Here is a 25,578-nt window from a genome sequence, read left to right on the forward strand (position 1 = left end):
TCAAAAAAATTAGAAAAATTGGTAGGTCAAAGAGAGGGGGATCAAAAAAACAGCAAATTAAAAGTGTATTAATATATTTTTACGAATAATTATTATGTTATTTCTATTATAAATTATTGATATAAAGCATTCAACTCATCACTAAAATAAAGACGATCCTTTAAAATGTTTTTCTAAATTATATACACAATACTTATGCTATTATGTATAAGTTGAACCTTTGAAACTGGATATTACAAATATACGAGGAGGAATCTGTGTGAAAATTTTTGTAGGGATGGGGATTATCATTGCGCTCTTATTCCTAATACTATGGTATTTTATTCACAAATCAAAAAGTACTGGCAACAGAGAAACATTCGATACCCCATCATTTTCCAGCTGTCTGGCTGAGGTAAGTTGGGATGAAGTAGAAGAGGAACTGATTCGCTTATATTTAGATAAACTGCGTAACCTGTCTCAATTGAAACAAACGTATGAAGAATTACTCCATCTACAGCCTAATGATTCACTTGAGAAGCCGTTTGTACTTTATCTCCATCTTAATGAAGAACGCAAATTTATCGATGTTTATGCCAAAGAAAAAGGTGATTTTTATACCGAATATATGATAGATGAGGATGAGTGGAAAAATGTATTAGCTTATGAGGTTTCAAAGGAAATCCTAGATAAGTATTCGAAACCAACTCTCGTCTGTGCTACACTTTTTACTATAACAACAGTTGGCTATTCCTCAAAAGAAATCTCACAAAGGAAACAAGCCCCTACAGCATAACTACCTGTTGGAGGAAAAAAATGAATTTTCTGCGCCATTTATTCTTTATTTTAGCTACCTTCTTCCTTTACAAATGCATAGATAAATTTGTGATGGAATCGTTGTGGGAAGTTGTCCAGAATCATTTTATGATTCAGTCTGGTTTTGTCTATACCATCGATTCTTATGTACCAAATATTATTTCTGGGATTTTAGCATTCAGCTTAAGTGGCTGGGTTTTCTCTTTTTTCAAATGGGAATTATCTTTTTTGGATCGTATGAAATCCAAAGAGACTTCTAAAACACAAGAGATTAGCTATGTCTCCTTGGAACAGAGCGAGTTACATGTGGAAAACCCTACAATGGGAAGACAATATATTGTACAACTAACGGAAGAGGAACTGATTAGCTTTTGGAGTTCCCTAGAGGAATTGAACAAGAATCTGGAGGAAACGATCACGTTTGATTTTCCCTCCTCTCCTTATAACCGCTTAACTATTCATCTTATCGGAGGTAAAGTCAAGAAGTTCAAAAAATGGGGACAAAACCTCATGTTTTTGTTATTTATAATTGGCACACTAATGGGGATTTACCTTGTAATTAAGGAGATATGGTATCTTATCACTTTAAGCTAAAGAGGACAAAATATGGAAAAATCTATCATTACTGAATCTGATAACCACATCACATTACAGATTAGCAAAGACGATTTGATATATACGATACAAGAATTAGAAAAATTGCATGAAGAAGGCGGACAATTTAGCCTTCGCTTGCAAAAAGAACAAGATGCTTTCATTCTCTTTCAGAAAGTAAAAATAGATCAGGACAATCATACAGAAATTATTTATAGAGGAACAGAAGATAGTATTTGGTCTCCCATCATTTTCTTTGCATTATGCCTATTCTGCTTTATCGCTGTGTTGTATGTTATTTTGCATATTTTAATGTAGCGTAGTTAGCATAAGACAAACATTCTTCTTCCATTCATCGGATGTTTGCCTTATGCTAATCAAACACTTTTTTGTTTTGGATTTCTTCTAAATAAAAACGCTTCAACAATAAACCCCTTCCTAACAATACAGTAAGAAGAGGTTTATTTATTATTTAATAATAGGGGGAGATCATGATATAAACTAAAACACCTGTTAAGCTTACATATAACCAAATTGGCATCGTCCATCTGGCTATTTTCCGGTGCCTGGCTAATTTTCCTTGCAATCCAGCCACTGCGGTAAATAATGCGATCAAAACAGTAGGAACAGCTAAGACAATGTGCGAAATAAGGATGAAGAAGTAAATATACTTCAAAGGTCCTGAACCACCATAATGGGTATCAGGTGCATTTATATGGTAAAACACATAAGTGAGCAAAAAAAGCATAGTGGAAGTAAAAGCAGCATATATAAAACGTCGATGTAATACAATATTTCGCTGTTTAATAAAGTAGAGTGCCACAAGTAGGAAAATAAAAGTAAAGCTATTAAAAATCGCATTCATCATCGGTAAAAAAGTAAGATCCAAATGACTTAAACCTTGATACTTCGGCAAAAAGAAAATCAGAACAATCGCAAGGTTTAAAACAATCGTAATAGTAATGATCCAAGGAGTAAAGTTTTTATCCTTTGATATTAGAGCTTGTTTATCTTCTTCTGTATTCACATCTAATCACTCCATAAAAAACTTTTTATGTATGAAAATAAAGCAAATAGGAACAGCCCTCCACTATGATATAGAGAGCTGTTCTTTTTTACATTAAGAGAATTCCAAGTGCTGAGATTACAGCAACAAATAACCCGAAAATGATAAATGTTGTATAGAATGCGGAGCCTTTTTGGTCTAAATGCATAAATGTAAAGAGCTGTAAGATGACTTGAATAACGGCAAATATCAAAAGCAATGGAACTACCCATCCGCTTGGAACTTTATCTGATACAACCACAAAGAAGGCAGCAGCTGTAAAGGCAATCATAAATACAAAAGACAGTATATGTTTCATTGCACCAGCAGGTTTCTGACTAATAGCTTGGTTACTTTCTTTCGCCACTACTTAGCCCACCTTTCCTAGCAGATAGACGAGGGTGAAAATGAATACCCACACTACGTCGATAAAGTGCCAATATAAACTACTAACAAATAGTTTTGGAGCAGTATCTGTATTGATTCCACGTCTAATTGCTTGAGACATAATCGTTGTGATCCAGATAATCCCGAATGTAACGTGAGCTCCGTGAGTACCGACTAATGCATAGAAGGAAGATCCAAAAGCACTACTCATAAAAGTATGCCCTTCATGCACATAGTTTTGAAACTCGTAAATTTCCAATATAAGAAATCCTAAACCGAGCAGCAAGGTGATTACTAGCCAAGTAACCATTCCCTTTAGGTTACGTTCATTCATTTTGATCATCGCAAGTACACTTGTCAGACTGCTAGTCAATAGTAGGGCTGTTGCAAGTGCTACTAACTTAAGATCGAACAATTCATGTGTTGTAGGACCACCTAGGGATTGATTACGAAGCGCGAGATACGTACCGAATAAACACGCAAATAGTACTGTTTCAGCACCTAAAAACAACCAAAAACCTAATACTTTGTTTTTCCCTTCAAATGTAGCTGTCTCTAGGTGATTTGGCATTTCTGTACTTGACTCTACTTTATTTGCCATGTTATTCTTTCCCTCCCTTTTCAGGGTCTTCAGGCTCTACATGATACCCTTTATCATAATCGAAAGATCGAAGGAAAAGCGAAGTGACAACAATAACTAAACCAATAACTGCAGCAGGAATACCTCTCACAATAAATCCAAATCCAGCGACAAAGAACCCAAAAGACATCAATATCGGGATATAGGAAGGAGATGGCATATGAATCGATCCAAGTGGTTCTGCAGGAGTCATCGATTTATTTCCAGCTTCTTTTTCCACCCATAGTGCATCAAATCCTCGAACAAGAGGAGTCTGTGCAAAGTTGTACTCAGGTGGCGGTGAAGGAATGGACCATTCCAAAGTGCGACCAAGTTCCCAAGCATCTGCTTTTGCTTTTTTCCCTTTTCTAAACGTATAGATGATGTTAATGAGGAAAAGGATCGTCCCGATGGCCATACCTGCTACTCCAATGGTACTTAATTCATTTAATTTTTCTAAACCCACATTCGTTTGATATGTAAATACCCGACGCGGCATTCCGAATAATCCTAAGAAGTGTTGTGGGAAGAATGTCAAATGAAATCCGATCAAGAAAGTCCAAAAATGCCACTTCCCAAGAGTTTCGTTCAACAACTTACCGAACATTTTTGGCCACCAGTAATATATACCTGCAAATAAGCCAAATATGGTACCACCAACAAGTACATAGTGGAAGTGTGCTACAACAAAGTAACTATCCTGGTATTGGTAGTCAGCAGGAGGTAATGCCAACATAATTCCCGTCATACCACCCATTACAAAAGTAGGGATGAATCCAACTGCCCAAAGCATTGGGGTTTTAAATTGAATTTCTCCACCCCACATAGTAAATAACCAGTTAAATATTTTAATCCCTGTCGGTACAGCAATCGCCATCGTTGCTACAGCAAAAACGGAGTTAGATATTGGTCCCAATCCTACTGTAAACATGTGGTGAACCCAAACCATAAATCCGAGGAACCCAATTAGTACTGTCGCAAATACCATGGAATTGTAACCAAATAAACGTTTTTTCGAGAATGTACTGATAACATCTGACATAACCCCAAAAGCAGGAAGGATAACAATATATACTTCAGGGTGTCCAAAAATCCAGAATAAGTGCTCCCAAATAACCGTGCTTCCGCCCATCGCATAATCGAAGAAGTTAGCGCCAAATATTCGGTCAAACATAAGCATAAGAAGGGCGACGGTCAATGCTGGGAAAGCAAAGAGAATCAACCCAGATGTTACAAAAGCAGTCCAAGTAAACAGAGGAAGACGTAAAAACGTCATTCCTGGTGCTCGCATATTGATGATGGTAACTAAGAAGTTCAGACCACCGATCAGTGTTCCGATACCGGCTATCTGCAACCCAAGTACGTAAAAATCAACACCAGGCCCTGGACTGTATTGGTTTAGAGCAAGTCCTGTATAAGAAGTCCAACCTGCATCAGGCGCTCCACCAAAAATCCAACTTAAATTCAGGAGTAACCCTCCAGAGAAAAACAACCAAAAACCGAGCGCGTTTACAAAAGGAAATGCAACATCACGAGCACCAATTTGCAGAGGTACAACCGCATTCATCAATGCAAAAATCATTGGCATTGCTGCTAAGAAAATCATGGTTGTACCATGCATGGTCAGTAGTTCGTTAAAGGTACGTCCCACGAAAAGATCATTTCCTGGTGCGAACAATTGTAAGCGCATAAATGTGGCTTCAATACCACCGACGATAAAAAAGACCAAACCTGCCATCAAATAAAGAATACCGATCTTCTTATGGTCAACAGTAGTAAGCCAATCCCATGTACGACTTTTGCGTACACGCTCTTGAAACTGTTTGTTGTAACCACCTGTAAATATTGCGGCTAAAAACAGGACAAGAACGAGAATAACAATCAGCGTTCCCAAGTAAAGTCCCTCCTTTTTGGATAAAGAATATTTGCCACCGGCAAATCGTTAGAAGCAGACAGAGGATTAGTAGTACTTTTGTAGATAAATTTTACTTATCTCCAAGCGAGAGATCCTATTTTCTACTATCGAGATACTTGATAAGATCATTTAAATCATTTTTGTCTAAGTAATCGATTTTAGGCATCAATGTACCCGGTTTCACAGCTTGAGGATTGCGTAGCCAAATTTTAAGGTTTTCATCGTTATGTGGCAAAATTCCTGCGATTGTGGTACGAGTAGCAAATTTGTTCAAGTTTGGTCCTTGAATATTTGGGTTTACCCCAGCATGACAACCCATGCAGTTTTGTTTAAAGATTTTCTCTCCATTTGCTTCAGAAGATGAAGTAGAAACGGAGGCAACAGGTTGTTTCATACCAGTAAGCCACTTATCAAAATCTGCTTGTTTCTGTGCAAATACTTTAAAGTCCATCAAGGCATGTCCGCCACCACATAGTTCTGCACATTTCCCTTGATATACGTTAGCCTCTTGAGCATCAAGTGTTAACGTATTTACACGTCCAGGTACTACGTCGACTTTTCCACCAAGGGATGGAATCCAGAATGCATGCAATACATCTTTTCCGTGAATACGGAAGAGAACTTTTTTACCAACTGGTATATGTACTTCTTGTGCAGTAGTAATTCCATACTGAGGATACTTAAATTCCCACCAATATTGATGACCTGTTACGTCAATGATAACGGTATCTTTTGATGGTGGTGTTTTCGCCAAGTCAAATGTGTACTGGACAGTTGGGATAGCTAATGCTATCAATGCTGCAATAGGAATTACAGTCCAGATAATTTCCAGCTTTGTGCTGCCATGCACTTGTTCAGGCATTCTGTTTTGACCTTTGCGTTTTCGATAGCGAACCAAGACATAGACATAGATGGTAATAACGATTACAAAAACGACGGTCATTAACCCGAGACTCCAGTAAATCAGGTTCAGCTGAATCTTAGCTGCTGAACCTTTTGGATCGAGAACGCTTAGCGATGGATCACCGCTACAACCAGCCAACAGTAGCATTACTAGAGATATGAGAAGTCCAATACGCCATGCTCGAAGTCTTTCCACAGCCAAACCTCGCTTTCTACCCACATACTAAAATATCTGTCTTACCAATACATCTACCATCATCATAAATAGAATGAAGGTAAGATAAAACAAAGAATACAAAAACATTTGTTTTGCCCATGCATCTTCATCTTGCATTGAAAAACCTTTTATAGCTAAAAACCCATAGATAATATCAAGGATAATAGCTGTTATCAGAAAAGTCCATCCCACAGCATTCGTTGCAAAGAGAAGTATGGTAGCAGGTATCAACAAAATCGTGAAAATCAGTATTTGTTTCTTGGTTTCAGCACTACCTTTTACTACAGGTAACATCGGAATACCTGCGGCCCTGTACTCCTCCGTTTTACGCATTGCAAGAGCAAAGAAGTGTGGAGGTTGCCATAGGAATAAGATGAAAAAGAGCGCCCAAGCGGCTATGTCCAAACTTCCCGTTACTGCAACCCAACCTATCATAGGAGGTACTGCACCAGAAACCCCACCTATAACTGTATTCCATGTGCTTGTTCGTTTTAACCACATGGTGTAAATAAATACATATACTGCAAAGCCTATAAAACCAAGAACTGCTGCTAAAATATTCACGCCAAATGCTAAAATAAGATGCCCTAAAACAGTGAGTATTATCCCGTAAATAAGTGCTGTACGTGGTTTCATTCTTCCACTTGCTACGGCACGTATACGTGTTCTTTCCATATGGGGATCAATATCCCTATCATAGAAATTATTTAAAGTACATCCTCCTGCAATAACCAAAGCTGTACCGACCATTGTATAGATAAATACCATCCATCCAAAAGAATGGGTATACCCTGCCGCCAGTAAATATCCTGTAAATGTGGCTAGTAAGTTAGAAGCATTTATTCCAGGTTTGGTTATATCTATAAAATCTTTCCAAATATCAGCTAGTGTATGCGGGGTTATATAACGTTCAGCGGATCTTTCCATCGTTCTTACCTCCTTCCCAAGAAACACAGGCAAATAAATTGGTTAATTAGGTTATAACATACAAAAAATGTAATATCACAGACGAATCGTCCATGACTTACATTCCCTTAAGGAGAATATGGGACAAAACAAAATACACGCCTAATATCATCATCATTTTAGATGATTCATATCATAATCGCAAGAGAGGAATGAAACTTGGCAGACCACAGAACGGGAATTTACTCTAGGATTCCATCATCAGGAAATGAAGTTGTCGTAAATTAGACACATATCAGCTATTTATTTGTCAAATTATTAGAAATCAAATAACACCTTTATAGGAATCAATCAAAAATCCCCGTTAACTTCTGTCAACAGGGATTTTTATGATATTGCTAGAAAAATACTAGTGACGTGCTTTCTCCAAAGCAGGCAGCAATCTAGGATTTAAAATCTTGATATACGTACCTTTCATCCCTAGAGAACGAGATTCTACGACACCAGCACTTTCTAGTTTTCGAAGTGCATTGACGATCACAGAACGTGTAATGCCTACACGGTCAGCGATTTTACTAGCAACTAGTAAACCTTCCAAACCATCCAACTCATTGAAAATGTGTTCAGCGGCTTCTAATTCACTAAAAGATAGCGAATTAATTGCCAATTGTACAACTGCCCGACTACGAGCTTCTTCTTCCACTTGACCAGCACGTTCACGTAAAATTTCCATTCCTACTACATTTGCACCATACTCAGCAAGGATAAGATCATCATCCACAAACTCTTCTTCCACACGAGATAGAAGCAATGTGCCCAGATGGTCTCCTCCACTGATAATTGGTACAACGGTTGTAAAAGCTTTTGAAAATTGACCTTTGAGCTCTGTTGGATATGCAGTGTATGGACTATCGATACCAAGATTAGGCATCGTTTTGCCCACTTCCATCAGCAGCCCAGCAAATTCATTTGGGAATGCTCGATTTTCTATATATTCATTCATTCGCTCGTTGTCAAACTCATGATTAATGGCTAACCCTAACATCTGACCTTCTGGATTAACCACATAAATGTTTGCACCGATAACATCACAAAGAGCTTGAGCCACCTCATCAAAATCCACAAGATTGTGACCTGCATTTTTTTGAAGTATCTTTGAAATTCTACGTGTTTTACTTAGTAAATTCATGTGTTTTCCTCCTTATTAACCATTACCCTTACTATTTATTTTGTCATAAAATATATCGTTATCCGAAATACTTTATGGAAAAATTTTGTTGCGGTAATTGAATTATTGAGTTTTTTCATCCACTGCACCTACACCATTATCCGTTATTTGGTGGAACAGGCAAATTGGTTTTTGTGAACATTTTTTGAATTTCACTTGATTTTCTTATTTTTTAACCATTTTTTTTAAAGGAAAGTTGAAAGAGATGGTCTCCATAAGATTATTTCCACTTTTCCACTAATTAAACCATAAGGCACCAAACCAACACTTTGATAACGGCTATCACGACTCGCATAGCGGTGACGATTATCGCCCATCACAAACACGGTCCCGACGAGAACTTTAACTGGAGCAAAATCACCATCTTCAATAGATACATCGATATAAGGCTCATTTGCTAACTTCCCATTACGATAAAGTTGTCCTTTTTTTACTTCAATTGTGTCTCCTGGAACACCAACTACACGCTTTACTAGATATCTTCCTTTTTCTTCAGGATCTTCAAATGTAATCACATCCCCCCTGTGTGGTTTTCCAAAAAGCAGATCCCACTTGTTAACCAGCAGACTGTCGCCGTTTTGTAAAGTAGGTCGCATGGACGTACCACTCACAACTGATAATGAAATAACAAACTGATTAACCAAAATTACAACTACTAGTCCAAAGAGGAAAACAGATCCCCAAAAAATGGAACGCTTAGCAACTACATATTGCATCTTCCATTCACCCCTGATAATTCAAGGGAAAGATACTGATGATACCAGTGTGATGCAAATTCTTTGGTAAACGGGATTTTTCCTTTTTTTACCCATGCTGTCAACTGCTTCACTGCTAATTCCACTCTTTTCAAAATGGTGTTAGGATAGTAATATTTCTGGCTATTTTCCACAAATTCATGCTCATCTACCACTTTAAAACTTTGGTTTGGCCTAACAATCAAATCGATATCATAATCGATGTAACTGATACATCCTTTTTCTCGATCCATACGGAACGGAGATGCTATGTTGCAATAATAAGAAACCAAACGTTTGTTATATCGATAAATCATGACTATATTCCACCACTCTTTTGGAAAAAACAGAGCAATAGAAAGACCTGGATAAGTATGAATTCTACCATCAGACTCAGTTACCTTCGGATGATAGTTGGAAACAATTAGAATTTCATCGGATGACAAGACTTTTGAACCTTTCCACTGCCGATGGAATTCACCGCCATGTTTATAGCTGTTTATGTCAATTACCTCACCCACTTGAAATGGAATCATCTTTTTGTCTCTCCCTAGTCATGTCTTTAGTCTCTTTATTTCCAATAACACAAGTTTCTAAAACCTAAAAATCAGAATTATTTTTTTCAAAAAAAAAACCCTAACTACTCTTTTTATAGTTAAGGTTCAAAAAATAACGATAAGTATTATATTTCTATTTCACACACACGGCTTCTCCCATTTCCTTAGAACGCTTCGTAGCTGCTTCTATCGTCTTTTCCAGTCCTTCGATAAATTTATATTCTTTCATCACTTGTAAACCAGCAGCTGTTGTCCCACCTTCTGATGTTATCTCTTGTCGAAGCACTTCAGGTTTTTTTTCTGTTTCCATCAACATATGGGATGCACCTATTAAGGTTTGAAGGATTAATTGTCTAGAAACGTTACGTGGCAAACCAACTTTCTGTGCTGCCAATTCTAAACCTTCCACCATCAAATAAAAATAAGCAGGTCCACTACCTGATAGACCCGTGACAGCATCCATCAGATGTTCTTCTAATGCTACTACTGTCCCTACACCTTGAAAAATCTTTTCTGCTCGCTTCATATCATCGTTTGAAGCATATTTTCCTGCGGTAATAGCAGTAGCAGACATTCCGATCGTACTAGAAGTATTGGGCATAGAGCGAATCACGGAAATTTCTTCGTTTAAAAAAGATTCAATATGACTAGTAGGAATACCCGCAATCACAGAAATAATTTGCTGACCTCGGCTGAACTTAGGTCCCCATTCTGCCAGCATCTCATTTGCGATTTGTGGTTTTACAGCTAAAATAATCACATCTGCAGATAGTAACATGGCTTTTTGTTCAGAAATAGTCGGCAGTTGGTATTGATCGGTTAAATACTGTAAACGATGCTGGTTACTCTTATTGATAAAGGCAATATCTTTTGACTTTACATTTTCATGCGCTAACAATCCAACTAATAATGCTTCGGCAATAGCCCCTGCTCCAATAAAACTGATTTTCATCGGAACTCTCCTTTCTATAATAAAAAAACTCTCTCATCCTAAGGACGAAAGAGTTACTCACGTGGTACCACCTTAATTTATGCCGTGTAAACGACATCTCACAGCCAGATATCGGCAGACTAAGCCGCAGACTTTCATCTGATACTCCAAAGGTGGGTTCTGATTCATACCTTGGCAAACCTTTCAGCCTAGGGCCTGCTCTCTGCACAAAAGGCGAAAATCATACTAGCCTTTATCGTTGCATTCGGGAAACTATTAATTTAACTACTATTATGGCCATGCTTCCCTTTATACGTCAAGATTTTTTCAATACAGTGCCTACTTTCCATATCCAAGGAACATACAAAAGAATCATAACCGAAAGTAACAAAAAGACAAAAACACCTAAATGGGTAGCAAACAAACTACCGATAAGGACCATACTCCAAATAAAAAATGACCAATAGCTAAATACGAGCGGGATCTCCTTCGTTTGAAACATCACAATTGTGTATATGAGACCACCTATAGACATACTAGTAGGAATAAAAATTCCACTTAGATGGGATAGAGATTCATCCCATACTGTTAAGGTTTGATGAGCAGATTCAGCGGGAATAGTCATTAACCACTCCATTAAAGTTGGCATGAGTAAAATTTCGATTAAAAGATATAAGGTACTAGCGCAAAGCGCTACTACATTAATAAACCATGCCATTTGTAAAATAGGCCGATAAGTACGATTTAAATGGAAAAAGAGCATTGTAAACACAAAACAAATAGCGACGAGAGCTGCAAAAGTTAAACTCCAAGCAATTTGAACCATCACATAATTATGTGAAATATAATGAAAACGTTCTGATAACGAACCACTGCAAACATCCACTAAAACAAACAAAATCGGAAAAACAGATAAAAATACAAAGCCAGCAGAGGTACGAAAACTCCACAAAAAGAACGTTTTATTCTCTACTATTGCTTCCACCTTTCTTCTCATTGAATCCTCTCCTTTCTCTTGTATTACCATTTTTTCGCTTTTTCTGATAATTAAACCTAGAACTTGAAAAATTTTCTGTATGGAGTACCCCTATTATCTCACATACTGATAGATGAGGTGATGAAAAAATGTATTTTGGAAGAGATTTGGAAGAATTGAGTGCGATTCCCATTGAAAACTGGGAAATTGATGAGTTATCTTATCACCATTATATGCTCTCGCAGATGTCTCCATTAATGAATGAACAAGGAGTAAGTCTCCATCATCAGGTTGTAGATGAAATCATGAAAAGAGACAATAAAGCCCACCCTTAAACCCATAAAAAAGAGCCGCCATTAAACTTAACCTAAATGGTTATACCCTAACGATTGTAGGTAGTTGATGGAAGCTCTTTTTTAATCTTTCCGTGATGAATTTTAGCTCTTTCCATGTAGATCGTTTGTCGATCTATTTCCCTTAACGATCATCTGTAAAACTTTAATAGGAGCATCTTTTACCTTTTTGGGACTCACCTTAACATTCGGCACAGAATAAGTAGTAATGGTTACTTTACCATCTTTCACCTGAGATCGAATTAAGATAGGCTTGTCCAGATTATTTTTAAAACGAAAATCAGGTTCTCCCCATGAAACAGTAGCATCTCTTCCACTCGGTACATATGTCGCTAAAGAGTTAAAAGAAAATCTTTTTACAATGTATAAACCAGCCTCATCTACACTGTTGAATAAAGTAGAGGAAATTTGACAAATACCTCCGCCAATTCCTTCACTATATTCTCCTTTTACAATCTTACGAGCGACACGATAGCCCTTTTGATATGTTCTTTTCCCAACAATTTTATTAAATGAGAAAATTTCTCCTGGAAGCAAAATGATGTTATTGATAGATTTAGAAGCTATACGCATGTTGTTCGTACGAATTGCATTTCTCCGATCGAAATAGGTGGTATAATTACCAATCACTTTCTTGTCGACTTGTTTGAGCATGGCGATCGTTACACTTGGGCGCTTGGTCACCATCTTTATTTGCTGGGGCTTATTAATAATTTTTTCGGGATGGTTTTTCCAAAATGACAGCTGCTTTTCATCTATAACTGAACCAACTTTTTCTGGTTTGATTTTACTGCCAAATCGATCTTGATTTGCATTTTTCGGAAGAGTATTTAATTGCTTCTTTAGCTGATCAAACCATGTTAGAAGTTCCCATTTATCAATCGATGAGAAGTCCTTTCCATCATATCCGATTTTGTTCAAATCTAACGAAAACGTTTTCTCATGTAATTTCAATATGATGTGAGCAGTCCATCTGTTTTTCGTTTGTTTCACAGGCTCTTTATCTGCCAAACCAGTAATGATCCATTTGTAGGAAAATACCACAAAAATACTTCCCACTACTAAGAACAAACTAATGAGTGCAGTTAATAAAACTTTTTTATGGCCAAGCCACAGTAAAAAACGATTATGATTCTCTTCCTCTAACTCCACTATTTGTGGTTGGAAAAGAACTAATTGATGTTCCTGGTTGTCGTTTGCTTTTCGATTTGTAACTCCTTCTTCATTTGAATTATTTTTATCCACGATTCTCTCTCCCTTAATTTCTATATCCTAACTGCTCTAATGCTTTTAGATATACCTTAGGAAAGGCGAAATCGGAAATAGCATGCTGGTCTACCCAGATGGAACGTTTTGGAAGCAATTCAGGGTTTTGATCAAGCTCTATCGGTATCAGCATAATTTTCCAATGACGATGACTAAAGATGTGATCAAAATAGTATATATCTTTAGAGATTTTAGCAGAATATCCATTTACCTCACAATATTCTTCCACTTGTTGAAGATGGGGCATCTCTTCCATACGATCTTCTGTTGGAAGTGACCACATGTTGGCTAATAAACCTGAAGCTGGTCTTCTCACCACTAAAAGTTTACGATTGTAAGTAATTGCATACATCATGATGGAAGTTTTCTCTGGTGCTTTTGCTTTCTTTTTTACAGGTAATACTTTTTCTAAACCTTTCTCATAAGCTAAACAGGAATCGTTTACCGGACAAAATAAACACTGCGGTGATTTTGGTGTGCAGACTGTAGCACCTAACTCCATCAATGCTTGATTAAAATCACCAGGAGAATGATCTGGGATCACTAGTTCCGCGATATCCTCCATTTTCTTTCGTGTAGATGGCTTTGCAATATCATCTTCTAATGCAAAGATACGAGAAAAAACACGCATCACATTTCCATCTACAGCTGGCACTTTCTGGTTATATGCAATACTTAAAACGGCACCAGTTGTGTATGGTCCTATACCTTTTAGTTTGGAAATTTCTGTCTTCCCATCTGGGATTTGACCACCGTATACAGTTACTACTTCCTTCACTGCGGCATGTAGATTTCGTGCTCTTGAATAATATCCAAGACCTTCCCATAATTTCACGACTTCATCATCATTTGCAGCTGCTAAATCATATACAGTAGGAAAACGAGAAATAAATCGTTCAAAATAAGGGATAACGGTTGCCACTTTGGTTTGCTGTAACATGATTTCTGAAACCAGAGTATAATAAGCATTTGAATGCCTTCTCCAAGGTAAATCCCGCTTATTTGCGTTATACCACCCTAGTAACGAATTTTGTATGTGAGGAACATCTTGTATGATTTCCATAATTTGTACATCCTTTTCTATGTAACTCTCCTTTTATTATATATGGAAAGTAAGAATAAAATGGAAAAATCTTATGGAGAGGGAAATCTTCTTTTTATACAAATATAAATTGTACAATTACTTTTTAATATTTTATATACAAAGAACAACAAATTCAGGAATTTCATGCTAAAACATCTAAATAATAATCAAATAAAACGTTAAAATGTAACTGCTTTCATCATTTTTCTCAAACAAAAAACCTTGCACAAAAAAAATGCATAAGCTAATGATAAGAATTAGAAGATATAATAATAAGCATAGTTGTCTAAAAAATAACATTTCTATGAGAAATACACCAATATGTACTGTCTTTAAATTCGAATGGTGACAAAATTATATTACAATACTATACCATTGGAGTACCTTCTTTTTAAAGGTGATGAGTAAAGAACATTACTATAGCATGGAAACAACAAAAACGGATTTGATAAAAAAAGGAGACCTCTCGATAAACCCACAAGACTTCCACCATAAATACGTATTTGCGAAAAATTGATTTCAAAATACGAATAAAAAAAGCGAGGTGAAATAAGCTGCTACAAAAGGTGGAAGCAACATATACAAAATGTCCTTTACAACTTGATCAAACGAGAAAAGAAAAAATAAGAGACAAAGTTGGAAACGCACATACACAAGTAAGGATATTTTTCTATGTTTGTAGTAGCAGGAAAAATGGATACTGGTACTCACTTCGTAATGGGCATTGGTTTATACGGGCTAACACATCTGGATCCAAGCATAGCTCACAATCCAGATATGCTCTATGCTGCCTTGCTTGGAACCGTAATCGGATCTCAAGCACCTGATCTCGACACACTTTATCGACTAAAAGGAAATGCTATCTATGTTCGGAATCATCGAGGATGGACTCATTCTTCTCCTATGATTTTTATATGGCCGACTATTATTTCCTTCATTATTTCCTTATTCCTGCCAGTACCCTCCTTTCTCACCCTTTGGCTATGGACTTGTCTTGCTGTCTTCATCCATATTTTCATTGATTGCTTTAATACTTATGGGACACAAGCTTTACGACCCTTTAAACGGGATTGGATTTCCCTTAATATCATCAATATTTTCGATCCTGTTATTTTCGGATTACATCTAATTGGCTTTGTATGTTGGTATTTCTTTCGAACAAGCGAAGGAATCATTTTTGCCATTATTTACCTCCTTCTCATTTTATATGTGGCTTGGAGAACAATTGTCCACCATCAAATAACCAGGTGGGTCGAACAGGAAGCAGGACTTATAGGAAAATATACAGTTATCCCTACTTATCGTTTGAGAAATTGGAACGTGATCGTGGAGATGGACGATAGAGTTCAAATGGGAGAAATTCGAAGCGGTCAATTAGTGTGGACAGGTACAATCACGACGGAAGATAAAAACCATCTAGCAACGCTTAAATCAAAGGAATGTAATGCTGTTTCTTCTTTCCTATCATTTACTTCTTATGGTTATCCCCAAGTTTTAACAAGGGAAAATGGATATGTTGTCAAATGGTTAGATGTAAGATACTACCACAAAAAACAGTTCCCTTTTGTCGCTGTGGCGCACCTCGATCAAAATTATGATATCATATTCTCTTTTGTCGGCTGGTTAAGTGACAAACAGGCTGAAAAAAGAGCTGAAAATGTAGCAAAATAAGCTATACTGTTTACCGAGGTGATACAAAATGTCCATATTTTTAACAACTACCAACATGATGGATTTGGTAATTCAACATACGAAAAATTTATTTACCTCTATTGTGAAAGATCCAGTTTCCAATCTGATAGCCCCTCTACTGGAAATTGTATTTGTGATTATCCTCACCTATGTTGCTGTAAAGTTACTAGATCGAGTGGTAGATCATACTTTCAAGTGGAGTAAAGTAGAGACAAACAAGGCACATACTTTACGAAAACTGATTAAATCAGTAGTCCACTATACACTGTATTTTATCGCCTTACTGACGGTACTATCGAAATTTGGGATTAACCTCGGTCCCGTACTCGCAGGGGCAGGAATTTTAGGTTTAGCTATCGGTTTTGGAGCTCAAAGTTTGGTGAAAGACGTAATAACAGGATTTTTCTTGATCTTTGAACGACAATTAGAGGTAGGAGATGTTGTGGAAATCAACGGTCTTATCCGAGGTACAGTAGAAGAGGTGGGCCTGAGAATCACAAAAATTCGCGAATACAACCAACGTCTACACTATCTTGCAAATGGTACCATCACGCAAGTGACCAACTATAACCGGGAAAAAATGCGCTCGATTGTCCCGATTACTGTTCCTTATGAATCCAATCTCGATATAGTGTCAAAAGCATTGGAAGAAGTAGTGGAAAGCATTGGCGTTAAATTTAAAGATCACCTTGTTGAAAAGCCAGAAGTAGTAGGAGTCACCAATATCGATCAAAATGGGGTGCAATTTACCATCACTGCCCTCAGTGACCCTGATGAATATTGGAATCTAGAAAGAGAAATGAGAAAAGAGAGTGTCTTAGTTTTACGCCAGCATAACATCCATATCGCCTATCCAAGAAGTGTCTTATACAGTCCAGAGCAAATAAATGAGATGCAGTCTTCACAAAAAATGACAGCTGGAAAATAATCCTGCTGTCATTTTTTGTATTTCGAGTTTTTTTCTACAGAAGGATTCTATTCCTTTGCATACAATTTATTTTAAATCTCTGGGTACACTGAGAAAAAAGAAAGGATGATCACATGGCTACTGAAGATAGAAATCAACAAATCCTTCTTGTCAACAGACCGAAAGGATTGCCTACAGAAGAGAATTTTAAATGGGTAGAACAGTCTATCCCACAGACATCTGAAGGACAAGCACTCATTCGTACTCTGTACATATCCGTTGATCCTTATATGCGAGGTCGAATGAATGATCAAAAATCTTATGCTCCTCCCTATAAACTAAATGAAGTTATTACAGGTGGGGTAGTGGGAGAAGTCATTGAATCACAAGCACCCACTTTATCAAAAGGGGATATTGTCTTAGGAAATCTCGGTTGGCAGACGTATTCAGTTATAGAACCGAAACAAGTCAAAAAAGTAAATCCAACAATCGCTCCGATCTCAACTGCTCTCGGAATATTAGGAATGCCTAGTCTAACTGCTTACTTTGGTTTGTTAGAAATCGGACAACCAAAAGAAGGAGAAACAGTTGTCGTATCAGGAGCAGCGGGAGCAGTAGGGACGGTCGTTGGACAAATAGCAAAAATAAAAGGTTGCCGCGTCGTAGGGATTGCAGGATCTGATGAAAAAAATAAATATTTAGAGGAAGAATTAGGCTTTGATGCAACGATCAACTATAAGACTACATCTGACTTAAAAACAGCCATAGTAGAGGCATGCCCAGATGGAGTAGACATTTATTTCGAAAATGTAGGTGGTTCCATTTCAGATGCAGTTTTATCGCATCTCAACTTCAAAGCTCGCATTCCTCTATGTGGATTGATCTCGATGTATAACAAAGAACAACCAGATATTGGCCCTCGTATTCAATCCCAACTGCTTATCAATAGTGCAATGATACGAGGCTTTATCGTCGGAGAGTTCGCAGAAAGATTTGATGAAGGCATCGCACAGCTTGCCGAGTGGCTTCGAGAGGGAAAATTAAAATATCAAGAAAATATCATCGAAGGATTCGAAAACACGATCAATGCATTTTTAGGATTATTCGCTGGAGAAAATATAGGCAAACAGCTTGTCCATGTCGCTGATCCTTCTTAAAATTTGCGTAATAAAAAATGAAGAACCATGTAGAATATCGATCCCAATCTTTATTGTAATGTTTATAACAAATGCTTAAAATAAAAGAAACCGCAAACACTTCTCACAGAATGGACATCTTCATGACGATGCCCTTGTTTATGGGAGTTGACTACTTCACCCCGGATGCGAAGACCATCGAAGTGACCCTGAGTTCAGGCATTCGCCTGCAGCTGGAGTTCACCCATGTCGACAAACATGGATGCCGGGTGTACTGGTATGAAGACCGCCTCAGTGCGTCCTACCATGCCTTGCTGCGGGATCAGCCGGAGGAAGCTCCGGTCCTGATGCTGGGAACAGAGAACACCCCAGTCGAGCATCAGGAGAACGGCAGCTACACCTACCACACCTGCCTCCAGCTCCGGCCTGTGCTCACATACAGTGCCATGGAATGGTCCCCGAAGCATGGCAGGGTGATCCCTTTCGTGAAGTGAATGCGCTTCCCAAAGGATGATGGTGACTGGTACGTAAATCTTGTTTAGCAAGTAGTATCAGTCGCCACAACATATTATTTGTAATCCATAAAAAAATAAAGTATTACCTCCAAAAAAACAAAAACTCCCATCCGGGAGTTCTTTCTTATGTATGTGAGTCTATACCAAAAAATTTTCCACACCTACCGCGACCACAGCAGCAACAGCTACAGAAACAACAATCCAAAACACCATTCTGCCTATATCTCGCTTCAATACTCCCATTTCATCCACTGCTGCAACTCTTGGCTCTCTTGCTTTATTCTTTTTTGCCACTATTTTTTCTCCTCACTTCCTTCTAGTAGTATTAGCTTACCATCTCTATCCCATAAAAAAAACCACTTAAAAGTGGTTGATTTTAGTCGATCAGCTCTACTCTTTTCCCATATTGAACACCAAATGACTTTGCCATTTGAAGATCCGAAATATAGACATCGATATGATTGCCTTTGATCGCACTTCCTACATCTTGTGCGATTCGGTAACCAATACCTTCGATATAGACTCGCGAACCGATAGGGATCACTTTTGGATCTACAGCAACAGTAACTCCATCTTGAACATGTGCTCCACTGGAAGTGATACCATAATAAGGATCGTTTGGCTTTTTATTTGTTGATTCATATCCAGATGTATAAGCTGTAAGCTTAAATGCCCCTAGTAATTTCCCTCTTGAAAAAGCCGTTTTGGTTACTGCTTTCTTTTCATTGGTAACATATACTCGGCTCTGCGACATCTGACTTGGGATACGAATTTTTTGACCAATATGAATCAAAGATGGATTGGTAATATGATTCACTTTCGCAATTTGATCGACACTTGTGCGATACTTTTTGGCTAAAGCATATAAGGTATCTCCTTGTTGAATACGCACGGTTTTAATAGTTTCTGCTGAACTTTGACTGTCAAAAAGAACCATTGCCACAAGTACAATGACAGGTACTATAAATATCAATTTGTTTTTACACATAAAAATCCCCTCCCTAGAAAAGCTGTTACCAGCTTTCTCCAGTGGAAGAGGATTTATACCTGACAATTTATTTGGTAACCACAACTAACTTTTCTTCTTTGTCTTCGATTTCTGATTCGACTTTTGGTTCACTCCACTCCGGCCGCTTCAAACAACGACGTTCATACTGGGTATGTATAATGATCATACTGAGAAAAAATAACACACCAATTTGAGGAGAAAGTATGGGGTAATCATACATCCCATGCCCTATTAAGGCAACAGTTTGGGAAAGCAGCATACCTGCCAATCTTTTTTCCTCTTTTAAATTTGCGGTCTTTCTCCATCTTCTCGCCCTCTGTATAGTGACAAATAATAAAACAAGAAAAGCTAGTAAACCAAAAATCCCAAACTCAGCAGCAATACCCAAAAAGATATTATGAGCATGTATGACACTGAAATGAGCCTTCTGTTCAAATAGTTGACTAAAATGAAGCGGCAAGACTCCAAGCAACCAATGTTCTTTAAAGATTTCAAATGCTGTCGACCAAACCTCGAGTCTAACACGAATCGTACTAATAATAGTCTCTTGTCTTGGAATCAAATCAGGGAAAAAGGTGATTAGACCGACTAACCCTAAGAAAATACCTACTGTCCATCTCCTCGCTCCTGTCATCCAAACTTGGACGACAAGCCCAACTACTAAACCAGCCCAAGCGCCGCGTGAACCTGTAAGCCAAATAGCGTAGCAAAACAAAAAGAACATGACGTATCCTGCTATCTTTTGCCCTTTTAATTTCAGAACGGAAGCAGCATAGATGCTGATGAGTGCCAAACAAATTAATAAAGCTGCCGTCAAATTAGAATTGCCAGTTGTTCCAAAACTTCGCACAGATTCTGTCTGAAATCGGTATTCTTTATAAAACTGCATGAGTGCCCCGATCGGTGAATTGATTAACCACGGCCAATCTACCTGCTGTATAAGACAAATAAATACTAAATAAAGTCCACCTACCCAAAATGATAAATAAAGGTGCTGAATGTCCTTCCAGTGGAAATCAAGGGCATTACGGAACCAGACGGTGAGCAAGTAATACAATCCAAAACATAATCCTACGATGACCACAATCGGTATACCATTGTACCATGAAGGATCAACTAACCAACTTATACATGAGATGACAGTAAGCGAAAGAAAAAAACTTTCTGGCCATGCTTTTAGTTTCCAATGCGTTCGGTAGAAAGTAATCGTTACAATTGCAATTACCAATAAAACGACTGGTGGAAAAAATGGAGATAACAGTATAGATAAATATAGCAATTCAATAAGTCGTCTATGTAAATGTTTCAAGGGGAACTCTCCCAGTGCATAGTTTCTAATTTTACGCTCGATTATTTTATCAAAGATATGACATTTTGTCGAAGATTTCTGTCCGCCAGCAGGAAAAGAAAAAACCCTTTACTATCCAAGATATTAATCCATTACCAAGAGTTGTCTTACATATACTACTGTACTTTATGCTCAAACTAAGGAAGCAATCCCATATGAAAGGAAGTAAAATCGTGAAGAAAAACTTAAATAACCTGGAAGCTATTATGCGCATTACCTGTGGGTTAACAGGATTAGCTTGGAGTACTGCAAGACTTAGCAGGAGGTGCTGGTCTCCTTTTTCCATCTTGATCGCAATGATGTCTGCAATGAAAGTTGCAGAAGGCATAACAAAATTTTGTCCTTTAAAAGCATTGTATAACGATACAAAATAGGCTAACATAAATACATCTTTTTTTATCTCCTGATAAAGAAATCATTTTTCGGCCTGTTTACTTTTCTGATAAACACCTAACTTTTCAAGCAAATCAACTATTTATGTAAGCGCATGCAAATAAAAATCCATTCTAAATTATATAGTTTTTTGTTTTCTCTTTTTACAAAAGTCGAAACGAAAAATGATATCCATAAATATTTAATATTATTTTATGCTTGCCAAATTTTTTTGGTTGTGCTATAAACTATATAAGAACAAGCATTCCCCGATTGTCCAATTTCAATAAAAACTATTCAAATTCAAAACTTTATCTATTGTCTGTTTTCTGAGTTTTTTGTATAATAGTTTTCAAGATAGTAGGAGATCTGTCTAATTACCAGTGATTATCTAACGTTCGGTTAAATCAAAAATTTTCGATTTTGACGATATGTTTCAAAACTGGCGGATCTTCTTAGCAAATAAATTCTTTGAAAATTTTCTCGCGAAAAGGACAATTTTTTTTCAAAAAAAAGAAGGCATTATGTCATATTTCGTCGAAAAATACAGATAAGAATTTGTTAGTTCTGAAGGTGGCAATTTGGAGTCTATGGGCTTATCAGGTGAATGTAAAAAAACAAGAACATACGATCAGTAAGATCGGATGGAGGAGTGAAGAAAATGTCACTAAGCGAGCAAGAAAAAGAAACTGTAATCCAGTTTGATGAATCCACAAACCTTGCCACCGTTTATACGGCCAGTTGGACTGTTGCTCGAACCCTGAAAAAAGCTGGTTTTCAACCTATCCGTAGAAAAGATGGCGCATGGTGGTTTCAAATTCCTGTTCATGCAATGAGTATTGCTGGAGAAAAGCAAACGACTACCATTTGTTAAATGAAAACGTTCTTTTCTTCTATAGGAGGTTACATTTAAGCAGGTATACCCTTCTTATCGACTTTTTAACCTCCTGTCCCGCTTTGGTTTTTCTATGTAATAAACCCATTATGAAGGAGGTTATGCTGTGCTTAACCACCTTTTTTTCGTTTTTGATTTTCCCCTCAAATACTCCTTCTCAAAATCCCGTTCTAGTTATCTGAATATCAAGAGTTGATTTGCTGCATTTCTCTCCTATCAAGATATTTGATCAAGTAGTTGTAATCGAATTAAAGCTGCGTTTTTCTATCCTATTCTTTCTATTTCAAGAAACCAAATACATTCAATATTCTGTTGTATGAAAAAGACCTAGACGCATGCGCATCGACATTAGCGCTATTTCTCTGGCTGAGTAAACCATATCAGTCGCAAACCAGTGTTGAAGAAGACCTAAATTAGCAGAGACTATATAACTAATAAAAATCTTCAGGAATTGGCAGCTGAGCTCTATTGATTTTAGACAGTGCAAAGTTTTTTTGAAACAACTCTCTCATGATTTCTTTTATTTCCACCAAAAAAGAAGGATCTCCATTTGAACCTAATATCGTTCTGAAAAACGCAGCATGTTCTGCATAATATTCATACATTTGAAGTGCTTGGGGAGGCCATTTCACACGTCGGAAGCAGCATTTTCTATTTTGGAGATGGCTAAAAAACATATCAAACGAATCGTTTTTCTGTCATCTGGAGCTGTACGTGACAATATTCCTCCAGATCAATACACAGAGCCAAAGTTAAATTCTTTCCATCATGTGGCATGTATGATATATTTTAATTCAATAAATGTCATAATATTATGTATATTGTTATTATTGTTAATGATAGGTATTATTGCTAAAATAATATCAAATCCACTCTGACATATCACTACACAAGGTAAGGATTTGATCTAGAGTGGTAGAGAGATAAACATGTCAACACCACCATATCCCTTCCAACAGTTCATCCTAAAGGTGCATAGTCGATGCAATTTGGCTTGCACTTACTGCTACGTATATGAGAAAGCCGACCAAAGTTGGCAACGTAGGCCGAAGGTTGTATCAATAGAAGTAATGAACGCTACAGCCAATCGTATTGCGGCTCATGTGAAGAAATACGGACTGACAAATATCGTATTGACTATGCATGGTGGCGAACCGTTGCTGGCTGGATCTACGCTGCTCATCACCTACATCAGACTAGTACGTCAAAAAGTACATCAGGCAGTTGGTGACCAGTGCATGGTTCAAGCAAGCATCCAAACAAACGGCACACTTCTCACAAAGAAGATCGTAGATTTGTTTGTGAAGGAACAAATTGGTGTCGGAGTGAGTTTGGATGGCGGAACGGCTGATCTGAATCGTTATCGCATAGACCATGCGGGACGAGAAACACTGAACAAAACAATCAACGGTGTAGAGTTGCTACTCTCCTCTAAAAACCCAGAAATTTACAGAGGGATCCTTTGTACCATCGATCTAGCAAACTCACCGGTGGAAGTCTATGAATCGCTGCTCAAGCTCAAACCACCAGCGTTGGACTTCCTCTTCCCGCTTGGGAATCACACAAACCCGCCCCCAGGTTTGCCTTCAGAATCAACACCATATGGTGATTGGATGATAGAACTATTCGATCACTGGTTTGACGGATCTAAAAAAGCAAAACAAACACCACTAATTCGCTTTTTCATCGAAATCATTAGACTACTCAATGATCTTCCCAGCAGGACAGAGGCAGTGGGACTCTCTCCTTACCTTGGAGTAGTTGTAGAAACGGATGGAGCGATCGAACAAGTGGATTCGCTCAAGTCCACCTATCCTGGTGCTCCAGAAACGGGGCTGAATGTTCTAGAGAACGATTTTAACGAGGCTCTAAAACATCCAGGAGTGATTGCCCGTCAAATAGGCTTGAAAGCACTGGCTGCTGAGTGTAAAGTATGCTATTTGAAATCAGTGTGTGGCGGAGGTAACTACGCTCACCGTTACCGTGAACCTAATGACTTCTGCAATCCGTCTGTGTACTGTCATGATCTAGAAAAGATCATTGTGCATATCTCGCAGCGAGGTCGAGCTCTCGCACACAAAATGTAAAATAGAAAAGGTGTGTGTAGTAGACACAGAACCCCTGTAAAATAACGAGGCTCTAAAATATAGGAGTGATTGCCTGTCAAATTGGCTTGAAAGCACTGGCTGCTGATTTTGAAAGAACCATTTTGCATATCTCACAATGAGATCAAGCTCTGCACACAAAAGTAAAATAGAAAAAGTGTGTGCAGCAGCCACAGAACCCCCTTGAAAAATTTTTCAAGGGGGTTCCCAATTATCATATATTTAGTTTATCGTATCCCCTCCTCCAACACTTCGTTTGTTGGAGGAGGGGCTGCGCATTACATGCGGCTGTCGAAGCCGTAGAAGGCTCCTACATCCGCACCATCATCACCAAGTGTCTGAACCACGATGTCCAGAACAGGATGACGCTGCGCAGTGAGTCTCTCCCTGATTTCTTCGAGACTCTCTTCATTTACCATCTTAACCTCCCTTCTTTTTCGAAGGACAAGGTTATCTCCCCTCTACCAGACTTCTCCCTTTCTTCAACTGGTTAGGGGGGTTAGAGGTTTCTTCCTCATTATACATTGATAATTAGGTGAGAACCAATAAATATTTTAAATATTGTATCGACTATTTACTTATGAGTTCTTTCTGTTTTCCTATTCAAACAAAGTTTCATTATTCATAGATCAGAGGCACCTTGATGATAACTATTTCTTTCCTTGAGCAATAAACAATGCTCGCTTTTGTGTTATTCTAAAATTAATAATTCCATTTCACTAAAGAGGAGAAATCCACTTGGGCTATACACCGCTATTATTTATTCTTATTCTTACTATTTTTCTCATTTGGAAACGTGTAAAGAATAAATCCAAAGCATCCACGATTCTTGCCCTCCTCTCATTTGTTCTTACCTCCATTTATGTAGGTTTTGCCATTTACATTTTTTCTGTTTTAGAACCAAAATACTATGGCTATGTGTCATTATTCACGATTCCTTGTGGTCCTATATTGATCATTGTCGGTTTATTAGCCTTCCTAAGAGATAGGAAAAACACTTGGGGACAAATTAGTTTTATGGTCAGTATATGTATTCCAGTACTTCTGTTCTTGATCGGTTTTGCCTATGATTCCTATAATTGATAAAAG

30 protein-coding genes are annotated in these 25,578 nt (G+C 37.7%); 12 read left to right on the forward strand and 18 right to left on the reverse strand.

What is annotated here, in order from left to right:
• The first annotated feature begins 259 nt into the window (after positions 1-259).
• Genes AC5WOE_RS18135 through AC5WOE_RS18145 form a run of 3 tightly spaced genes read left to right on the forward strand, consistent with a single transcriptional unit; the run spans position 260 to position 1,707 of the window.
• Positions 260-775: a DUF6557 family protein gene (locus AC5WOE_RS18135; RefSeq protein ID WP_496051455.1), complete on the forward strand. Its 516-nt coding sequence runs from the start codon at positions 260-262 to the stop codon at positions 773-775.
• Positions 776-795: 20 nt separating this feature from the next.
• Entirely contained in the window at positions 796-1,389 is a 594-nt protein-coding gene (locus AC5WOE_RS18140; RefSeq protein ID WP_496051454.1) for a hypothetical protein, read from the forward strand.
• Between the two features lie 12 nt (positions 1,390-1,401).
• Positions 1,402-1,707 (forward strand): hypothetical protein, encoded by a 306-nt coding sequence (locus tag AC5WOE_RS18145; protein WP_496051453.1) that lies wholly within the window; start codon positions 1,402-1,404, stop codon positions 1,705-1,707.
• Positions 1,708-1,861: 154 nt separating this feature from the next.
• Here AC5WOE_RS18145 and AC5WOE_RS18150 read toward each other — a convergent pair whose 3' ends face one another.
• From AC5WOE_RS18150 to AC5WOE_RS18200, 11 genes are all read right to left on the reverse strand, one after another.
• Positions 1,862-2,416, reverse strand: a complete 555-nt coding sequence (locus AC5WOE_RS18150; RefSeq protein WP_496051452.1) for a DUF420 domain-containing protein — start codon at positions 2,414-2,416, stop codon at positions 1,862-1,864.
• Between the two features lie 88 nt (positions 2,417-2,504).
• Entirely contained in the window at positions 2,505-2,801 is a 297-nt protein-coding gene (locus AC5WOE_RS18155) for a cytochrome C oxidase subunit IV family protein (protein WP_496051451.1), read from the reverse strand.
• 3 nt (positions 2,802-2,804) lie between these two features.
• Entirely contained in the window at positions 2,805-3,422 is a 618-nt protein-coding gene (locus AC5WOE_RS18160; protein ID WP_496051450.1) for a cytochrome c oxidase subunit 3, read from the reverse strand.
• Position 3,423: 1 nt separating this feature from the next.
• Entirely contained in the window at positions 3,424-5,286 is a 1,863-nt protein-coding gene (gene ctaD, locus AC5WOE_RS18165) for a cytochrome c oxidase subunit I (RefSeq protein WP_496051491.1), read from the reverse strand.
• Positions 5,287-5,449: 163 nt separating this feature from the next.
• Positions 5,450-6,454: a cytochrome c oxidase subunit II gene (coxB, locus tag AC5WOE_RS18170; RefSeq protein WP_496051449.1), complete on the reverse strand. Its 1,005-nt coding sequence runs from the start codon at positions 6,452-6,454 to the stop codon at positions 5,450-5,452.
• A gap of 27 nt (positions 6,455-6,481) precedes the next feature.
• On the reverse strand, positions 6,482-7,402 hold the full coding sequence (gene cyoE, locus AC5WOE_RS18175) for a heme o synthase (protein WP_496051448.1): 921 nt from the start codon (positions 7,400-7,402) through the stop codon (positions 6,482-6,484).
• Positions 7,403-7,790: 388 nt separating this feature from the next.
• The gene (gene codY, locus AC5WOE_RS18180) at positions 7,791-8,570 is read right to left on the reverse strand and encodes a GTP-sensing pleiotropic transcriptional regulator CodY (RefSeq protein WP_496051447.1); all 780 of its coding nucleotides are present in this window, start codon (positions 8,568-8,570) and stop codon (positions 7,791-7,793) included.
• A 224-nt stretch (positions 8,571-8,794) separates the two neighbouring features.
• The gene (gene lepB / locus AC5WOE_RS18185; protein WP_496051446.1) at positions 8,795-9,325 is read right to left on the reverse strand and encodes a signal peptidase I; all 531 of its coding nucleotides are present in this window, start codon (positions 9,323-9,325) and stop codon (positions 8,795-8,797) included.
• On the reverse strand, positions 9,313-9,879 hold the full coding sequence (locus tag AC5WOE_RS18190) for a DUF402 domain-containing protein (RefSeq protein ID WP_496051445.1): 567 nt from the start codon (positions 9,877-9,879) through the stop codon (positions 9,313-9,315). Before AC5WOE_RS18190 ends, lepB begins: the two co-directional genes overlap by 13 nt.
• A gap of 154 nt (positions 9,880-10,033) precedes the next feature.
• On the reverse strand, positions 10,034-10,852 hold the full coding sequence (gene proC, locus AC5WOE_RS18195) for a pyrroline-5-carboxylate reductase (protein WP_496051444.1): 819 nt from the start codon (positions 10,850-10,852) through the stop codon (positions 10,034-10,036).
• Between the two features lie 295 nt (positions 10,853-11,147).
• Entirely contained in the window at positions 11,148-11,828 is a 681-nt protein-coding gene (locus AC5WOE_RS18200) for a hypothetical protein (protein ID WP_496051443.1), read from the reverse strand.
• Between the two features lie 128 nt (positions 11,829-11,956).
• Between AC5WOE_RS18200 and yfhS the strand changes: the two genes are divergently transcribed.
• Positions 11,957-12,142, forward strand: coding sequence for a mother cell protein YfhS (gene yfhS / locus AC5WOE_RS18205; RefSeq protein ID WP_496051442.1), 186 nt, complete (start codon positions 11,957-11,959; stop codon positions 12,140-12,142).
• A gap of 102 nt (positions 12,143-12,244) precedes the next feature.
• Here the strand turns inward: yfhS and AC5WOE_RS18210 are convergent, their stop codons facing one another.
• Both AC5WOE_RS18210 and mutY read right to left on the reverse strand, forming a co-directional pair.
• Complete coding sequence (locus tag AC5WOE_RS18210) at positions 12,245-13,405, reverse strand: VanW family protein (RefSeq protein ID WP_496053178.1); 1,161 nt, start codon at positions 13,403-13,405, stop codon at positions 12,245-12,247.
• Positions 13,406-13,418: 13 nt separating this feature from the next.
• A complete protein-coding gene (mutY, locus tag AC5WOE_RS18215) occupies positions 13,419-14,489 on the reverse strand; it encodes an A/G-specific adenine glycosylase (RefSeq protein ID WP_496051440.1) in 1,071 nt (356 codons plus the stop codon).
• 693 nt (positions 14,490-15,182) lie between these two features.
• On the opposite strand from mutY, the gene AC5WOE_RS18220 reads away from it, so the two are divergent.
• From AC5WOE_RS18220 to AC5WOE_RS18235, 4 genes are all read left to right on the forward strand, one after another.
• Positions 15,183-16,181, forward strand: a complete 999-nt coding sequence (locus AC5WOE_RS18220) for a metal-dependent hydrolase (protein WP_496051439.1) — start codon at positions 15,183-15,185, stop codon at positions 16,179-16,181.
• A gap of 28 nt (positions 16,182-16,209) precedes the next feature.
• A complete protein-coding gene (locus tag AC5WOE_RS18225) occupies positions 16,210-17,130 on the forward strand; it encodes a mechanosensitive ion channel family protein (RefSeq protein WP_496051438.1) in 921 nt (306 codons plus the stop codon).
• Positions 17,131-17,243: 113 nt separating this feature from the next.
• Positions 17,244-18,266 (forward strand): NADPH-dependent curcumin/dihydrocurcumin reductase, encoded by a 1,023-nt coding sequence (gene curA, locus AC5WOE_RS18230; RefSeq protein ID WP_496051437.1) that lies wholly within the window; start codon positions 17,244-17,246, stop codon positions 18,264-18,266.
• Positions 18,267-18,337: 71 nt separating this feature from the next.
• Positions 18,338-18,739, forward strand: a complete 402-nt coding sequence (locus AC5WOE_RS18235) for a hypothetical protein (protein WP_496051436.1) — start codon at positions 18,338-18,340, stop codon at positions 18,737-18,739.
• A 159-nt stretch (positions 18,740-18,898) separates the two neighbouring features.
• Here AC5WOE_RS18235 and AC5WOE_RS18240 read toward each other — a convergent pair whose 3' ends face one another.
• The 3 genes from AC5WOE_RS18240 to AC5WOE_RS18250 form a co-directional block, all read right to left on the reverse strand.
• On the reverse strand, positions 18,899-19,054 hold the full coding sequence (locus AC5WOE_RS18240; protein WP_496051435.1) for a hypothetical protein: 156 nt from the start codon (positions 19,052-19,054) through the stop codon (positions 18,899-18,901).
• Positions 19,055-19,136: 82 nt separating this feature from the next.
• Positions 19,137-19,748, reverse strand: a complete 612-nt coding sequence (locus AC5WOE_RS18245) for a 3D domain-containing protein (RefSeq protein WP_496051434.1) — start codon at positions 19,746-19,748, stop codon at positions 19,137-19,139.
• Positions 19,749-19,815: 67 nt separating this feature from the next.
• A complete protein-coding gene (locus AC5WOE_RS18250; protein WP_496053179.1) occupies positions 19,816-21,078 on the reverse strand; it encodes an O-antigen ligase family protein in 1,263 nt (420 codons plus the stop codon).
• Between the two features lie 194 nt (positions 21,079-21,272).
• Between AC5WOE_RS18250 and AC5WOE_RS18255 the strand changes: the two genes are divergently transcribed.
• Positions 21,273-21,491, forward strand: a complete 219-nt coding sequence (locus tag AC5WOE_RS18255) for a YgaP family membrane protein (RefSeq protein WP_496053180.1) — start codon at positions 21,273-21,275, stop codon at positions 21,489-21,491.
• 659 nt (positions 21,492-22,150) lie between these two features.
• A complete protein-coding gene (locus AC5WOE_RS18260) occupies positions 22,151-22,363 on the forward strand; it encodes a hypothetical protein (RefSeq protein WP_028778373.1) in 213 nt (70 codons plus the stop codon).
• A 452-nt stretch (positions 22,364-22,815) separates the two neighbouring features.
• On the opposite strand, the gene AC5WOE_RS18265 is transcribed toward AC5WOE_RS18260, so the two are convergent.
• A complete protein-coding gene (locus AC5WOE_RS18265) occupies positions 22,816-23,016 on the reverse strand; it encodes a TetR-like C-terminal domain-containing protein (RefSeq protein ID WP_496053181.1) in 201 nt (66 codons plus the stop codon).
• Between the two features lie 297 nt (positions 23,017-23,313).
• On the opposite strand from AC5WOE_RS18265, the gene AC5WOE_RS18270 reads away from it, so the two are divergent.
• Positions 23,314-24,471 carry an FxsB family cyclophane-forming radical SAM/SPASM peptide maturase gene (locus AC5WOE_RS18270; protein WP_496053182.1) on the forward strand — a complete coding sequence of 386 codons (1,158 nt, stop codon included), beginning with the start codon at positions 23,314-23,316 and terminating at the stop codon, positions 24,469-24,471.
• A gap of 296 nt (positions 24,472-24,767) precedes the next feature.
• On the opposite strand, the gene AC5WOE_RS18275 is transcribed toward AC5WOE_RS18270, so the two are convergent.
• Positions 24,768-24,908 carry a hypothetical protein gene (locus AC5WOE_RS18275; protein ID WP_496051429.1) on the reverse strand — a complete coding sequence of 47 codons (141 nt, stop codon included), beginning with the start codon at positions 24,906-24,908 and terminating at the stop codon, positions 24,768-24,770.
• A gap of 319 nt (positions 24,909-25,227) precedes the next feature.
• On the opposite strand from AC5WOE_RS18275, the gene AC5WOE_RS18280 reads away from it, so the two are divergent.
• Complete coding sequence (locus AC5WOE_RS18280) at positions 25,228-25,572, forward strand: hypothetical protein (protein WP_496053183.1); 345 nt, start codon at positions 25,228-25,230, stop codon at positions 25,570-25,572.
• The last annotated feature ends 6 nt before the right edge of the window (positions 25,573-25,578 follow it).

It is taken from the genome of Shimazuella sp. NTD248 (genome assembly GCF_059510395.1).

What these genes read in the sequence shown, in the direction of transcription:
- AC5WOE_RS18270 (WP_496053182.1), top strand. Translation starts at nt 23,314, where the DNA reads ATGTCAACACCACCATATCCCTTCCAACAGTTCATCCTAAAGGTGCAT.
- cyoE (WP_496051448.1), bottom strand. Translation starts at nt 7,402, where the DNA reads ATGGAAAGATCCGCTGAACGTTATATAACCCCGCATACACTAGCTGAT.
- AC5WOE_RS18140 (WP_496051454.1), top strand. Translation starts at nt 796, where the DNA reads ATGAATTTTCTGCGCCATTTATTCTTTATTTTAGCTACCTTCTTCCTT.
- AC5WOE_RS18145 (WP_496051453.1), top strand. Translation starts at nt 1,402, where the DNA reads ATGGAAAAATCTATCATTACTGAATCTGATAACCACATCACATTACAG.
- AC5WOE_RS18245 (WP_496051434.1), bottom strand. Translation starts at nt 19,748, where the DNA reads ATGTGTAAAAACAAATTGATATTTATAGTACCTGTCATTGTACTTGTG.
- curA (WP_496051437.1), top strand. Translation starts at nt 17,244, where the DNA reads ATGGCTACTGAAGATAGAAATCAACAAATCCTTCTTGTCAACAGACCG.
- AC5WOE_RS18220 (WP_496051439.1), top strand. Translation starts at nt 15,183, where the DNA reads ATGTTTGTAGTAGCAGGAAAAATGGATACTGGTACTCACTTCGTAATG.
- AC5WOE_RS18160 (WP_496051450.1), bottom strand. Translation starts at nt 3,422, where the DNA reads ATGGCAAATAAAGTAGAGTCAAGTACAGAAATGCCAAATCACCTAGAG.
- AC5WOE_RS18190 (WP_496051445.1), bottom strand. Translation starts at nt 9,879, where the DNA reads ATGATTCCATTTCAAGTGGGTGAGGTAATTGACATAAACAGCTATAAA.
- AC5WOE_RS18235 (WP_496051436.1), top strand. Translation starts at nt 18,338, where the DNA reads ATGCTTAAAATAAAAGAAACCGCAAACACTTCTCACAGAATGGACATC.
- proC (WP_496051444.1), bottom strand. Translation starts at nt 10,852, where the DNA reads ATGAAAATCAGTTTTATTGGAGCAGGGGCTATTGCCGAAGCATTATTA.
- AC5WOE_RS18255 (WP_496053180.1), top strand. Translation starts at nt 21,273, where the DNA reads ATGAAAGGAAGTAAAATCGTGAAGAAAAACTTAAATAACCTGGAAGCT.
- yfhS (WP_496051442.1), top strand. Translation starts at nt 11,957, where the DNA reads ATGTATTTTGGAAGAGATTTGGAAGAATTGAGTGCGATTCCCATTGAA.
- mutY (WP_496051440.1), bottom strand. Translation starts at nt 14,489, where the DNA reads ATGGAAATCATACAAGATGTTCCTCACATACAAAATTCGTTACTAGGG.
- AC5WOE_RS18200 (WP_496051443.1), bottom strand. Translation starts at nt 11,828, where the DNA reads ATGAGAAGAAAGGTGGAAGCAATAGTAGAGAATAAAACGTTCTTTTTG.
- codY (WP_496051447.1), bottom strand. Translation starts at nt 8,570, where the DNA reads ATGAATTTACTAAGTAAAACACGTAGAATTTCAAAGATACTTCAAAAA.
- AC5WOE_RS18260 (WP_028778373.1), top strand. Translation starts at nt 22,151, where the DNA reads ATGTCACTAAGCGAGCAAGAAAAAGAAACTGTAATCCAGTTTGATGAA.
- lepB (WP_496051446.1), bottom strand. Translation starts at nt 9,325, where the DNA reads ATGCAATATGTAGTTGCTAAGCGTTCCATTTTTTGGGGATCTGTTTTC.
- AC5WOE_RS18275 (WP_496051429.1), bottom strand. Translation starts at nt 24,908, where the DNA reads ATGGTAAATGAAGAGAGTCTCGAAGAAATCAGGGAGAGACTCACTGCG.
- AC5WOE_RS18225 (WP_496051438.1), top strand. Translation starts at nt 16,210, where the DNA reads ATGTCCATATTTTTAACAACTACCAACATGATGGATTTGGTAATTCAA.